Origin of the sequence: Serratia sp. BFP-2025 (assembly GCF_050880365.1) — a bacterium.
GTDB lineage: Bacteria > Pseudomonadota > Gammaproteobacteria > Enterobacterales > Enterobacteriaceae > Serratia > Serratia surfactantfaciens.
Genome location: NZ_JBPAFV010000001.1, coordinates 1653947 through 1667673, shown reverse-complemented (window position 1 = coordinate 1667673; position 13727 = coordinate 1653947). Strand labels below are relative to the sequence as shown.

Genomic DNA, 13727 nt, shown 5'->3' with positions numbered 1-13727 from the left:
TTATTATGGAATTAGAAATTCATGCCGCTTGGCGAATCGCGCGGCGTCGCCGTCGCCGATGATTTTTTGTGTCCCGTGTCGCAACGCCTGATACACATTTATGATACAAGTTTGCAACACTCGCGAACGGGGGAGAAACGCATGTTGCCTGACGACCGCTTGCCCGCAGAGGGCGCCAGCTTGCTGACCCAGCCGTTGGCGGAATCCTGGCAACGCAGCCAGGGTTATGGCTTGACGCGCACCGATCAACATATCCCGTTTATCAAAGCCGGATTTCTTGAAGAGCTGCGCAGCCGCAACGATTGGGTACCGCAGCGGGTGCAGCCGCTGATCGAGCAGCTGGGTGCGAAAATTACGCGCCAACCCGCCATCGTAGTGATCGCCGACGCCGACGGGCTGGTGCTGGAAACCTGCGGTAATACCGACTTTCTGCACAAAGCGTCGCGCTTTGCGCTGGCGCCGGGCAACCAGTGGGGAGAAGCGGAGCGGGGCACCAACGCCATCGGTACCGCGCTGGCGCTGGGCGCTTTCTGCGAAGTGCGCGGCGACCAGCATTTTCTCAACCAAAATGCCGGGTTGAACTGCACCGCCGCGCCGATCTATCGGCCGGATGGCCGCATTGCCGGCATACTGGATCTCTCCGCGCCCGCCCAGCGTCCGTATCCTGACGCGCAGCGCCTGATCATGCAGGCGGTGCGGCATATCGAACACCGTTGGGTCAGAAGCGCGATCGCCGATCGCCACTGGACGCTGCGCCTGCACGCCGATGCCGGTCGCCTGGGCAGCGCGCAGGAGCTGTTGCTGGTATTCCACGACGAAGTGCTGGTCGCCGCCAATCGGTTGGCGATGATGGAGTTTCAACTCTCGCCGGCGGCCTTTGGCTCGCTTGAGTTCGCCCAGCTGTTCCCCGAGCTGTTACGGCAGCCCGCCGGCGCGCCGCGTCAGACGCTGGCCGGCAATCAACGGCATTATTATTCGCTGCTCGAGGCGCCGCAGCGCCGCGTCAGCGCCCTGCGTTCGGTGCCGCCGGAGGAAAGAGCCGACGAACAACATCAGAAGGCGTTGCGCATTCTCAACGCCGGCCTCGCCTTGTGCGTGACCGGCGAAACCGGCTGCGGCAAAGAGCACTTCAGCCGCCGCCTGTTCCAGGAGAGCCGCTGGCGCAACGGCAACTTTGTGGCGATCAACTGCGCGGCGCTGCCTGAACCGCTGATCGAGTCCGAGCTGTTTGGCTATGCGCCGGGGGCGTTTACCGGCGCCAACCCTAAAGGTTATATCGGCAAGATCCGCGAGGCGGACGGCGGCGTGCTGTTCCTGGATGAGATCGGCGACATGCCGGCGGGCCTGCAAACGCGCCTGCTGCGGGTACTGCAGGAAAAAACCGTCACGCCGCTAGGCAGCCGCAGCGCTTATCCGGTCGATTTCGCGCTGGTCTGCGCCACCCACCACGATCTGCACCGGCTGGTGCAGGCAGGGGCGTTTCGCGAGGATTTGCTGTATCGCATCCAGGAATACAGCCTGCGCATCCCGCCGCTCAGAGAGCGAGCGCAATTGGAGACCTTCATTCTGCAGCTGTGGCGAGAGCTGGGCGGCGAGCGGCGCGGCATTCGGCTGTTGCCGGAGGCGCTGGCGATGCTGGCGCGCTATCCGTGGCCGGGCAACGTGCGGCAATTGCTGAGTACGCTCAAAGTGCTGCTGGCGCTGGCGGACGATCACGCAGTGCTGAGCCTGGACGATCTGCCGCAGTCCATCGCGGTGTTGGCGCCACAGCGGGTGGACGCCGACGCCGGCCTTGGGGATCTGCAGGCGGCGATCGACAAGGCGAATGGCAACCTCAGCCGGGCGGCGAAAGCGCTCGGCGTTTCGCGCAGCACGTTGTATCGCAAGCTGGGGAGGCAGAAAGCGCTGGGGAATGAAACGGCATGATTGGCCGTCGGTAAGGCCCCGCCGCGCGGGGCCTGTGCTTATCTCAATCCCCCAGTCCCGGCGGGTTAATCTGCGAATGGTCGATTTTCTCGTCGCTCTCCGCCCAGCGATCCAATACCTGCAGATAGCTGCCGTTGGCGATGGCGCCGTTGAGCGAAGCCTGCACCGCGTCCACCAGGCCGTTGCCTTTTTTCAGCGTGACGGCGATGTTGGCGGTCTTCGGCCAGCCGCCGGGCACGATGCCCACCAGCCGGGTTTTGCCGGTCAGCCGCGCCTGGTAAGCGCCGGAGACGTTGGGGCCGAAAGTGGCATCGGCACGTCCGGACTGAATGGCCAGCGTGGAGGCGGCCTTATCGGTGACGTACACCGGCTGCAGCGGCGCGAGCCCCTTGGCGCGGTTCTCCTTGTCCCAGGCTAGCAGCACCGCTTCCTGATTGGTGCCTGAATCGACGATGATCTTTTTGCCGGCGATATCCGGCGCCGTTTTTATCCGGGTGATTTTACTGTCGGATTTGACGTAGAAGCCCAGCGTATCCTGGCGATAGGTGGCGAAATCGAATTTGGTCTTGCGTTCGTTGGTTACGGTGATGTTGTAAACTGCGGCGTCATATTTGCCAGAGGCCACTCCCAGCGGCCAGTCTTCCCATGAGGTAGGCACCAGCTTGAGTTTCAACCCTAATCCGTCGGCCACCAACCGCGCGATATCCGCCTCGCTGCCGATCACCGTTTTATTGTCGCGGGCGTACAGACCGAACGGCGGGCCGCTGCCCAGCAGGGAGATGGCCACCGTCAGCGTGCCGGGCTCCACGAACCGGAAACCGACGGGGATTTTGGCGACGGCTTCGGCGTTTTTCACCGTGTGGATCGGCGTTTCGTTGGCGACGAGATCCACGCCCGGTGCGGCGGCGGCGGAAAAGCTCAGCAGCGCCGCAATCATTATCATTTTTTTGCTATCTATCATTATGTTAATTACCTTCATTATTATCAGTGCCACAAGGTCGTTGCACTATCTCTGAAGGCTGCGGGTCTGTGAACGAACAAAATCAACTAACCAATCTTGGAAAAATCATGATGCGCCGCCGCCGGCGCTGAAGACAGATCGCGCCGCATGACAAACGGCAGGGCGTTTAACGGCCGCCCACGGGCTGCGGCATCCCCTGCAGCAGCGCCGGTACCCGCTGGGAGTCCACCGCGCGGCTGAACAGAAAACCCTGGCCGATATGGAAACCGGCTTCGCACAGCGTCTGGCGCTGCTGTTCGGTTTCCACCCCCTCGGCGATGATATCGATCGACAGCTTTTGACCGAGGATGCCGATGCTTTCCACGATCGCCAGGATCGCCGGTTCGGTGTTCATGCGTTGAACGAAGTCGCAATCCAGCTTAATGCAGTCCAGCGGGTAGTCCATGATATGGCTGAAGGAGGAGTGGCCAGTGCCGAAGTCGTCCAACGCGATGCGGATGCCCATTTCCTTGAGCATTTGCAGCGCGCGCAGCACGTATTTCGACCCGTGTTTGTTGAACGCGTGTTCGGTCACTTCCAGTTCGATCAGGTGGTGGGGAATATGGAATTTCAGCAGGCGCTGCAGGAAGGTTTCGGCATAATTGTCGCGTAAAAATTCGATCGGCGACACGTTCAGCGAAACCGGCCGCACCGCCACGCCGGCTGCGCGCCAACGGGCGATATCGGCGAACACCTTCAGCTGCATGGCTTCGCTGATTTTGGTCGCCAGCTCGTAGTCGTTGAATGCCTCGCTCACCGTCGCCGGCAACTGCACGCCGTTGATCGGGCAATGCCAGCGCAGCAGCGCTTCGAAGCCGACAATGCTGCCGTCGGTCAGGCAGACCTTCGGCTGATAGTTGGGGCGGATGCAGTTGTCGCGCACGATCTGACGTGCGTAGTTGAGTTGGCTGGCGCGCGCGCTGGCTTTGTCCATCATCTTGCGATCGAACATATAAACGCCGCCGCGGCCGCCGTCCTTCAACTCATACAGCGCGGTATCGGCGCATTTCATCAGCTCTGAAGCGTCGCGGGCGTCTTTGGGATAGATAGCGCCGCCGATGCTCATGCCGCAATGCAGCGTTTTGCCGCCGTGGGTGATCGGCGTCTCCAGCTGCAACAGAAATTTGTTGGCGATGCGAAAAATGTCCTGCTCGTTTTCGACGTCGCTTATCACCACGGCGAATTCGTCGCCGCCGAGACGCGAGACGAACGAGTGGGTATTCATGCAGGCGCTGAGCCTTTTACCCAGCACCCGCAGCAGATGGTCACCTGCCGCGTGGCCCAGTGTGTCGTTCACCAGCTTGAAATGGTCAAGGTCCAACAGCATCAGCCCGAGCGACTTGCCGCCGTGCAGGGCGCGTTTCATCTCTTGCTTCAGTTTTTTCTTGAACAGACGCCGGTTGGGCAGGCCGGTCAATTCGTCATACTCGCTGGCGAGCAACAGACGCTGCTCCATCACGCGCTGCGAGGTTACGTCGCGCGAGACGCACAAGATCTCGGCCACCGCGCCGTGTTCGTCGCTGACCGGGGTGAGAATATTGTCCCAGTGCTGTTTTTTGCCCTGCGGCGTCACGCTCAATCCCGTGAAGCGCGCATTTTTACCCGCTCTGACGCTGCGCAGCGCCTTGCGGCCACGGCGGCGGATTTCGGGCGACAGCAACCCCAGCCAGGACATGCCGAACTCTTTTTGCGCCGGGTCAAGACCGAGCGCCAGGCTGCCGGACCGGTTCATGTGGCGCAGCGTCCCGTCGTTATTGATCACTTTGATACAGTCGAGGCTGGCGTCCAGCATGTCTTGCTGGATGGAGAGCGCCTGAACGTTTTGCTGGCGCTGCAGCATTTGCAGATGAATATCGGTGGCGGCGAGGTACCAGCTGGGCTCTAACGCCATGCCATCCTGGCGGGCATTGAACGCCAGCATAAACCAACGGTAGATGCCGTGGCGATCGCACAGGCGAGCTTCGCCGGCGAACGAGGAGAGGGCGACGATCGCCTGGCGCCATTGCGCGGCCATCCGATCGCGATCGTCGGGATGCAGGGCATCGAGCCAGTCGGCGGCGCCGTGCTCGCCGGCGTTTGCGCCGGTATAGTCGCGCCACTGTTTATTAAAGTAGCCGCCAAGGCGGTTGCCGAAGCAAATCAGACCGGGCAAGTCGTCTACGATTTCGCCATAGAGATCAATCGGATTTTTGTTATTGGTCTGCTTGGGCAACAGGGTCATGCGGTATTTCCTCGGAAAATTACCCATATTCTCGCTCTATAGCAGAGCCTCTTTCAATATAGTTTTGCCAATGAAAATGGGAATAGCCAGCGGGCACGGCTAAAAATCAGCCCGCTAGCATGGAATACATCCCGCGCGAACGCATTAGGAATATTCCTGTTATTTATAAGCAGCCCTTATATTGCGACGAAAAATAAGTGATCCGACCACGATCGGATATTGCCATAAAAATTAATCAATCTTGATGTTTCTATTTGATGAAATGTTCAGGCGTTTTTATGCTCTCCCACCGGCTGTTCTGCCGGCTCTATGCGCATTCACTGACAAAAATCTCACTTATGGCGGCAATAACCGCCATTTTATGCACTCTCCAGCGGTAGTCGCAGCGCCGTTGGCCGGGGTTTAGCAGAAAAGTCATGATACAAATCAAGAAATGTTTTGTTTCATCTGTTGACACTTTGCTTACGTATAAGATAGCCTCGCGAATGAAAAGCATTAGAAAAACTGGATGATAAAACGAAATGCATCTACAGCCTGATCCCCAGGCCCGGTCCCGATGGCCGGGCCATTCCGGCGCAACGGCGCCGGCAAGCGTACATTCGCCTCCTCTTTAGACGTCTGCGCCATAGGCGCCCGGCGCGGCGACATTCCTTTGTCTGCCAGCGCCATCTGCATCACTCAGCATGTCTGTTCATGCGGCCCGCGTCGGGCCTGCATGCGTTATCTGTCGTTTCACGATCGAGGGAGGTCGCAGGGCGGTTAAAACGTAAGTTTTCTTCTGGGTATAAATAAACATGGAGCGTAAAATGATACTTAATAAAAGATTGAAGTTAGCGTATTGCGTTTTTCTGGGTTGTTATGGCTTATCCATTCATTCTTCTCTTGCCGCTTATCAGGATCCCGGCCGGTTGGGCGTGCCTGACAGTTGGAAAACCGCCGAGTTTAATCGTCAATGGGGGCTTGCGGCGATTTCCGCCGAATATGCCTATGCCAGAGGCTATACCGGTAAAGGCGTCACTATCGGTATTATCGATAATGCCATTCTTTCCCATTCTGAATTCGCCGGTAAACTGACGCGTCTGGATAACGGCAGTTATAATTTCTCATACGATAAACTAGATAATATGTCTTTCGGCGATCACGGCACGCACGTAGCCGGTATTGCCGCGGCTAAAAGAGATGGCGCAGGCATGCACGGCGTCGCTTTCGACGCGGATATTATCGGCACCAAATTGAATGATTACGGTAATCGCAACGGCCGTGAAGAGCTGATTCAGAGCGCGGCGCGCATCATCAGCAACAGCTGGGGGATTGCGCCGGACATTCGGCGAGACGCCAAGGGTGACATCATCTGGTTACCTAACGGCAGACCGGACTATGTGGCGTTCGTCAAAGGCGATGTAATCGGCGAAATGATGCGCAGCAAGTCCAGCGTGGAATGGGGCAGCCAACAGCCGGTGCCGACCGGCGCGCATAGCTCCATGTCGGCGCTGCTGCGTGCGGCCAGGCACGGTAAGCTGATCGTCTTCTCGGCAGGCAATTACAACAATTACAACATTCCCGAAGCGCAAAAGTCACTGCCTTATGCCTTCCCGGACGTGTTGAACAATTACCTGATCGTGACCAACTTGAGCGACGAAAACAACTTAAGCGTCTCTTCGACCAGCTGCGGTCAAACGGCGAGCTACTGCGTTTCCGCGCCAGGCTCCGATATATACAGCACGGTCGGCCGGTTGGAGTCTAATACCGGCGGCGCCGTTAATCGTGATGCTTACAATAAAGGCGAGCTGTCGGTTAATCAAAATTACGGCTTCAAATCCGGCACCTCAATGGCCGCGCCGCATGTCAGCGGTGTCGCCGCCGTATTGATGCAACGCTTCCCTTATATGAGCGCCGATCAAATATCCGCCGTGATCAAAACTACCGCCACCGATTTAGGCGTGCCCGGTATTGATAATTTGTTCGGCTGGGGGCGCGTCAATTTACGCGATGCGATCAACGGGCCGAAAATGTTTATCACCAAGGAGGATATTCCACAGGAATATTATGTGCCGGGCTCCTATAGCGAAAAACAATTCGTGGTAAATATTCCCGGCCTCGGCAATACCGTTGAATCCGGCACCACGGTTGAGCGCCGCTGCACGTCGCGCGAGTGCGATTTCGATTCGTGGAGCAATGACATCACCGGCCACGGCGGGTTGACCAAAATCGGCGCCGGTACGCTGGAACTGGCGGGGAACAATACCTATCGCGGTGATACCTGGGTGAAACAGGGCGCGCTGGCAATCAACGGCTCGGTGGTATCCAACGTCTATATCGAAAACGGCGGCACGCTGGCCGGCAGCGGCAGCGTGAATGCCTTCCGAGCTGGTCACGGCGGCAGCGTCGCGCCGGGCAACGGCATTGGCACGCTGCACGTGGTGAATGACGCCGTCTTCGATCGCGGTTCGCAGTATAACGTGGAAGTGGCGGACAAAGGCCGCAGCGATAAGATCGCCGCGCGACGCGCTTTCCTCAACGGCGGCAGTGTGAACGTCAGCCTGGAGCGCAGCCAAAACCTGCTGTCGCAGAATGAGGCGCAGAGTCTGCTGGGCAACAAATACACCATCCTGACCACGACGGACGGTGTGACCGGTCGATTTGAAAACGCCAACCCGTCGTACCCGTTCGTGAATGTCGCGCTGGATTATCAGGGCAATGACGTCGGCCTTGGCATCACGCGCACCGCCGCCCGTTTTGACAGCCTGGCCAGCACCGAGAACGAGAAAGCGGTAGCTCGTGCGGTGGAGACGCTCAACGCGACGGAACCGGTCACGACAACGGCCCAGCGCGGCGTGACGATCTCTGCGGCTGAAGCGGCCAACCTGCTGCAAAGCGATGGGGGCGAGGCGCAAGCCGTGAGCGAAGAGGCGAGCATCGTGGCCGGCCATCCGGTCTATGAAAGCTTCCTCGGCTTCACCTCAGCCCGAGATCTGCAGCAGGCGACCCGTCAGCTGTCTGGCCAGATCCACGCGGATATGGCTTCCGCCCAGATCAACGAAAGCCGTTACCTGCGCGATACCGCCACCGAGCGCTTGCGCCAGGCGGAAGGCCGCCGCGTCGCTACCGATATTAAAGCGGATGACAACGGCGCCTGGGCGAAACTGCTGGGCAGCTGGGGGCATGCTTCCGGCAACGACAACGCCACCGGTTACCAGACGTCCACTTACGGCGTGCTGCTGGGGCTGGACAGCGAACTGTTCGACGACGGTCGGTTAGGGGTGATGACCGGGTATACCCGCACCTCGTTGGATGGCGGTTATCAGTCAGACGCACACAGCGACAACTATCATCTGGGGCTGTACGGCGATAAACGCTTCGGCGCAGTGGCGCTGCGGGCGGGGGGCACTTATACCTGGCATCGCATCGACACCTCGCGCTCGGTGAACTATGGCGCGCAGTCGGATCGCGAGAAGGCCAAGTATAACGCGCGCACCGGTCAGCTGTTCATCGAAAGTGGTTACGATTGGACGAGCGATGCGGTCAACCTTGAGCCGTTCGCCAACCTGGCGTACACCCATTACCGTAACGAGGGGATCACCGAGCAAGGCGGGGCGGCAGCGCTGCGCGGCGACAAACAAAGTCAGTCCGCCACCGCTTCGACGCTGGGTCTGCGCGCCGACACCCAGTGGCAAGCCGACAGCGTGGCGATCGCTCTGCGCGGCGAGCTGGGCTGGCAGCACCAGTACGGCAAGCTGGAGCGTAAAACGCAGCTGATGTTCAAACGCACTGATGCGGCGTTCGACGTGAACAGCGTGCCTGTGTCTCGCGATGGTGCGGTCCTGAAAGCGGGCGTGGATGTAGCGGTTAACAAAAACGCCGTCCTGTCCCTTGGCTACGGCGGGCAGCTGTCGTCCAACCACCAGGACAACAGCGTCAACGCAGGTCTGACCTGGCGCTTCTGACCGCTGTTAACATGCTTCGTTTTATTCAGCCCCCATCGTCACGATGAGGGCTTTTTTTCGCGTCCAGGCGGCGTTGAAACCTTCTTTGGCATGAGGCGATGCTTTCTGCGCGGCATATTCCCCCCCGGCCGGTGTTCGCCGCTGGGTAAATCAATCAGAGGAAAGCAAACGCTGCTGCCAATCGCGCAATTGCGCCGGCGTGAGGGACGTAGCGGCAGCGACCACCTCGCGATGTTCCAGGGCGATTTCCCGGGCGCGCTGCAACGGCTCGGCGCTGAGGCATTGCACACTTTGCCGCAGCGCCTGCTGCGCCTGTTCCAGTTCGTCAGCGCCAAGCTGCGCCAGCTCATGACGCATCTGCAGCAAGAATTCGTCAGTTAACTGCTGCAGCTGTTCAACGGTGAATGTCGGGGATTGCAGCGCAAACAACAGGCCTTCGACATCGGCGCTGCGGTGAAAGGCGCATTGCACCACGTAACCGATGTTGCGCTCCACGCGCAGCCGCTGAAAATAGCGTGGCGCGTAAAGCTGGGCCAACACGCGCAGCGCCCAGCGGCCTTCGGCTGCATCGCTCTGCAGCGGGTAAAAGCGCAGCAAGGCGTGTTCGGTGCCGCTTTCCGTCAGCGTGACGGGGTGATGAAGCGCAGGGGGCGGCCTCTGCGGCTCGGCGGTCACGGAATAGGGAAAGTCGTACAGCAAATGCGACAGCCGCCGCCGCAACTCGCCATCGCCGCCGATTAAGGCGGCATGCCATTGCGGCGTCGCTGCTGCCGGCGTGCACAACGCCTCCGGCAATTGGGCCAACAGGCGGCGAATGGCAATGGCGTTTTGTTGTTCCGACTGGGCGAGGCGCAGGTTTCTTTCTGCTTCATCGAGGATGGCCGGCGGCAAGGCCGCCAGCGCGCGGTTCACGACGTTCAGGCCGTGACCGATCAGCGCCTTGCTGCCCGCCAACTGCAGCAACCACAGGCCCTGATGGCGCGTGAAGCTTAAATGCCCCTCCCGATGCGCGAGTTCCGCCGCCCCGGTGCGCAGCGCCGCCTGTAAACCATAGGCTTGCTGCTCGCTGAATGCGCTGGGGGGCGAGGGGCGCAGCAGCAACACCGGCTGCGCCGTATCGGGGTGCAGATGCCGCAGCGGCGCCTGGCCGGCTGGCAAGTTCGGGATCGGCAGCGCCGCGGAGGAGGAGAAAAAGTGGAAAGGTTCCGTTGCGGGCGTCAGCGCGGCGCCGGCGAAAGGGGTGAGCGCCAGCGGCAGCCCCTGAATTTCGCGCGTTTCGCCGCCGTTTTCGGGCCACACGGCCAACCGACGACGCGGCGCGCTCATCAGCGCCGAAATATGCCGTGGCCAATCGTCGTTCGGCTCAGTCGGCGGCAGCCCAAACGCTCTGGCGCGCAGTTGTTCGAGCGGCGCCAAACGCTGAAAATCGCGATTTGCCAGCTGCCCGAAATGTTCGAGCTGCGCCGGCGTCAGCGAGCGCAGCGCCTGCAGCCACGCCAACAGGGCGCTTTCGATGCGGGCGGCTTCAACGGCTGTCCCCTGATTGACGGTGAAGATAAAACTCAGCAGGGCGCTGTTTTCGCCGCAGCGGGAATAATCCAGCCGCGCGGCGTCGCACCACGCGTGAGCGCGCAGCCGGGCCAACAACCCGCCAGGGGCTTCATCCTGCAGCAGACGCTCCAGTCGCCGCAGCCAGCCGCGTGAGCGGGGGGCCGGCAGGGAAAAGACCAGCCTCAGCTGCGGCGCGCCGGGGAGATGCAGGGTGTAATCCGCCACGGCGGTCAACGGCGGCGATGGTTGGCGCGGGGCGACGGCGTCCGGCGGCAAACGGCTGGCGCAGCGCTGCGCCAGCGCATGCAACTGTTCCAGCGATTGCGGGCCTTGCAACCACAGCGTCATGTTTGGCGCTCGGTAGTACTGACGGTGAAACTGGCGCAGCGCCTGCTGCAGTGCGGAAATATCGCTGCCGAAAGCGGCACGGCTGCCGATGTGAAAGCGGTGCAACGCGTCAAGACCGCTGAACATTTGCCGCTGCGCCGCTTCGCAGCGGGTTTCTACATCGGCGCGCAGTAAGCGGTATTCGGCATCGATAACCTCGATCTCCTGAGCGATCGCCTCCGCCGTCAACCGCGGGGCGGCCAGCATATCGCTCAGCCGTGCCCACCCTTCAGCCAGATGGTCGGCGCCCACCTCAAAGAAGAACGCGGTTTGCGTGGCCTGGGTCGTGGCGTTTAACCGGCCGCCGACCGACGGCGCCCAGCCCATCAGGCCATCCTGCGCGCTGAAATTCACGCTGTCGCGAAACAGCAGGTGCTCCAGCAGATGCGCCAGGCCCGGCCAGGCGGCCGGCGCCTGAAAGCTGCCCGCCTCAATGCGCACCAGCGCGGCGGCGGCCTCGGCTGCAGGGGTGCTTATCGCCTTGACGGCCAAACCGTTGGCGAGCTGCCACGAGGCAGCGGCGAGTGTCATGGTCAGCCCTTGAAGATCAAACGGGAGTTGGTCTGATTACGAAAACGCAACTGATCGATACCGACCTGCGAGCGATTCGCCGCTTCCCGCGCCGCCAGGATGGTGCCATGGTGCGGCGATTTGCCGCACACCGGATCGGCGTTGTCGGCGTTGCCCGTCAACATGAACGCCTGGCAGCGGCAACCGCCGTAGTCTTTCTCTTTCTCCGAACAGGAGCGGCAGGGCTCTGGCATCCAGTCATAGCCGCGATAGCGGTTAAAGCCGAACGAGTGATACCAGATATGCTGCAGATCGTGCTCCAGCACCGACGGGAATGCGATCGGCAGCTGACGGGCGCTGTGACAGGGTAACGCCATGCCCTCCGGCGTCACGCTCATGAAGATTGCCCCCCAGCCGCCCATGCAACCTTTGGGACGCTCCTCGTAATAATCCGGCGTGACGAACAGCAGGTTAGCCAGCTTGCCGTCGGCGGCCATGCGTTCGCGATAGCGTTTCACCACCGCTTCCGCGTCGGCGATCTGCTCGCGGGTCGGCAACAGGCCCTCGCGATTCAGATGCGCCCAGCCGTAGAACTGGCAGGTCGCCAGCTCGACGTCGTCGGCATCCAGCTGGATCGCCAGTTCGATAATGCGATCGATCTGGCCGATGTTATGGCGATGCAACACGAAGTTGAGCACCATCGGGTAGCCGAGCGCCTTGACCGCCCTGGCCATTGCCAGCTTTTGCTGGAACGCCTTGGCCGAGCCCGCCAGCGCGGCGTTCAGCGTTTCGTCGCTGGCCTGAAAACTGATCTGGATATGGTCCAGACCGGCGTCGGCGAAGGTTTGCAGTTTCTTCTCGGTCAGGCCGATGCCGGAGGTGATCAGGTTGGTGTAGAAGCCGAGATCGCGCGCGGCGGCGATCAGTTCAGGCAGGTCTTTACGCACCAGCGGCTCGCCGCCGGAGAAACCGAGTTGTACGCTGCCCATCGCCCGCGCCTGGCGAAATACCGCGATCCATTGTTCGGTCGTCAGCTCTTTTTCCTGTGCGGCAAAATCGAGCGGGTTGGAGCAGTAGGGACACTGCAGCGGGCAGCGATAGGTGAGCTCCGCCAGCAGCCAGAGCGGCGGATTGACCGTCGGCGCGCGTGGCTCAGTCACGGAAGGTCACCCATTTTTGTTCGTAGGCGCGCTGGAAAAACTCCAGCACGTCATCCGCCAACCCCTCGGCGCCGGGGAAGCGGGCGTTCAACTGCGCGATGATGCCGTTCAGCGTGGTGTGGCCGTCGACCAGCTGTAAAATGGCGGCGGCGCTGTCGTTCAGTTTGGCCATGCCCTCCGGATAGAGGATCACGTGGCTATTTTGCACCTGCTCCCATTGCAGGCGGTAGCCGCGGCGGAAGACCGGGGTGTGTTCAGGATTCGGCGTCATTACACCAGCCTCTGGTTGTGCCATACCCGCGCGGCGGTCACGCTGTGGTAAGGCGGGCGGTTCAGGGTATAGGCCATGCTCATGGCGTCCAGCATGCTCCATAAAATATCCAGCTTGAACTGCAGGATTTCCAACATGCGCTGCTGCTTTTCGACGGTATCGCAATAGTCCAGCGCCAGCGCCAGACCGTGTTCCACATCGCGATTGGCCTGGCCGAGGCGGCTGCGGAAATAGTCGTAGCCGGCGGCGTCGATCCACGGGTAGTGCTGCGGCCAGCTGTCGAGGCGCGACTGGTGGATCTGCGGCGCGAACAGTTCGGTCAGCGAGCTGCAGGCCGCTTCTTGCCAGCAGGCGCGGCGCGCAAAATTGACGTAGGCATCCACCGCAAAGCGCACGCCCGGCAGCACCAGCTGTTCAGAAAGCAGGGCGTCGCGCTGCAGCCCGACGGCCTCGCCCAGACGCAGCCAGGCTTCGATGCCGCCTTCGCTGCCGCCGTAGCCGTCGTGATCCAGGATGCGCTGCACCCATTTACGGCGGGTTTCCGGCTGCGGACAGTTGGCCATGATCGCCGCATCCTTGATCGGAATGCTGGTCTGGTAGTAGAAACGGTTGGCCACCCAGCCCTGGATCTGCTCGCGGGTCGCTTCGCCGTTGTGCATCGCGATGTGGTACGGGTGGTGAATGTGGTAATAAGCGCCTTTGGCGCGCAGCGCCGCTTCAAATTCCTGCGGAGTCAGGGGGAGTGGTTGCGTCATGG

General features: G+C 60.9%; 8 protein-coding genes. 2 read left to right on the top strand and 6 right to left on the bottom strand.

Annotation, left to right across the window (positions count from 1 at the left end):
* The first annotated feature begins 141 nt into the window (after nucleotides 1-141).
* Nucleotides 142-1926, top strand: a complete 1785-nt coding sequence (locus ACRAWE_RS07710) for a sigma-54-dependent Fis family transcriptional regulator (RefSeq protein ID WP_432525197.1) — start codon at nucleotides 142-144, stop codon at nucleotides 1924-1926.
* Nucleotides 1927-1969: 43 nt separating this feature from the next.
* Here ACRAWE_RS07710 and ACRAWE_RS07705 read toward each other — a convergent pair whose 3' ends face one another.
* The gene (locus ACRAWE_RS07705) at nucleotides 1970-2887 is read right to left on the bottom strand and encodes an ABC transporter substrate-binding protein (RefSeq protein ID WP_019455328.1); all 918 of its coding nucleotides are present in this window, start codon (nucleotides 2885-2887) and stop codon (nucleotides 1970-1972) included.
* A 166-nt stretch (nucleotides 2888-3053) separates the two neighbouring features.
* The gene (locus ACRAWE_RS07700) at nucleotides 3054-5147 is read right to left on the bottom strand and encodes a putative bifunctional diguanylate cyclase/phosphodiesterase (protein ID WP_063919450.1); all 2094 of its coding nucleotides are present in this window, start codon (nucleotides 5145-5147) and stop codon (nucleotides 3054-3056) included.
* Nucleotides 5148-6055: 908 nt separating this feature from the next.
* Here ACRAWE_RS07700 and ACRAWE_RS07695 point away from each other — a divergent pair.
* Entirely contained in the window at nucleotides 6056-9091 is a 3036-nt protein-coding gene (locus ACRAWE_RS07695; protein WP_432525196.1) for an autotransporter domain-containing protein, read from the top strand.
* Between the two features lie 150 nt (nucleotides 9092-9241).
* Here the strand turns inward: ACRAWE_RS07695 and pqqF are convergent, their stop codons facing one another.
* Genes pqqF through pqqC form a run of 4 tightly spaced genes read right to left on the bottom strand, consistent with a single transcriptional unit; the run spans nucleotide 9242 to nucleotide 13725 of the window.
* Nucleotides 9242-11560 (bottom strand): pyrroloquinoline quinone biosynthesis protein PqqF, encoded by a 2319-nt coding sequence (gene pqqF, locus ACRAWE_RS07690; RefSeq protein WP_432525195.1) that lies wholly within the window; start codon nucleotides 11558-11560, stop codon nucleotides 9242-9244.
* Between the two features lie 2 nt (nucleotides 11561-11562).
* Complete coding sequence (gene pqqE, locus ACRAWE_RS07685) at nucleotides 11563-12699, bottom strand: pyrroloquinoline quinone biosynthesis protein PqqE (protein WP_019455333.1); 1137 nt, start codon at nucleotides 12697-12699, stop codon at nucleotides 11563-11565.
* The gene (pqqD, locus tag ACRAWE_RS07680) at nucleotides 12692-12970 is read right to left on the bottom strand and encodes a pyrroloquinoline quinone biosynthesis peptide chaperone PqqD (RefSeq protein ID WP_019455334.1); all 279 of its coding nucleotides are present in this window, start codon (nucleotides 12968-12970) and stop codon (nucleotides 12692-12694) included. The genes pqqE and pqqD overlap by 8 nt, the downstream gene beginning before the upstream one ends.
* Nucleotides 12970-13725: a pyrroloquinoline-quinone synthase PqqC gene (gene pqqC, locus ACRAWE_RS07675; protein WP_063919453.1), complete on the bottom strand. Its 756-nt coding sequence runs from the start codon at nucleotides 13723-13725 to the stop codon at nucleotides 12970-12972. The genes pqqD and pqqC overlap by 1 nt, the downstream gene beginning before the upstream one ends.
* Between the last annotated feature and the right edge of the window lie 2 nt (nucleotides 13726-13727).

Coding starts and splice junctions, on each gene's coding strand:
- pqqD (WP_019455334.1), bottom strand. CDS start 12,970: ATGACGCCGAATCCTGAACACACCCCGGTCTTCCGCCGCGGCTACCGC.
- ACRAWE_RS07705 (WP_019455328.1), bottom strand. CDS start 2,887: ATGATAGATAGCAAAAAAATGATAATGATTGCGGCGCTGCTGAGCTTT.
- ACRAWE_RS07710 (WP_432525197.1), top strand. CDS start 142: ATGTTGCCTGACGACCGCTTGCCCGCAGAGGGCGCCAGCTTGCTGACC.
- pqqC (WP_063919453.1), bottom strand. CDS start 13,725: ATGACGCAACCACTCCCCCTGACTCCGCAGGAATTTGAAGCGGCGCTG.
- pqqF (WP_432525195.1), bottom strand. CDS start 11,560: ATGACACTCGCCGCTGCCTCGTGGCAGCTCGCCAACGGTTTGGCCGTC.
- ACRAWE_RS07700 (WP_063919450.1), bottom strand. CDS start 5,147: ATGACCCTGTTGCCCAAGCAGACCAATAACAAAAATCCGATTGATCTC.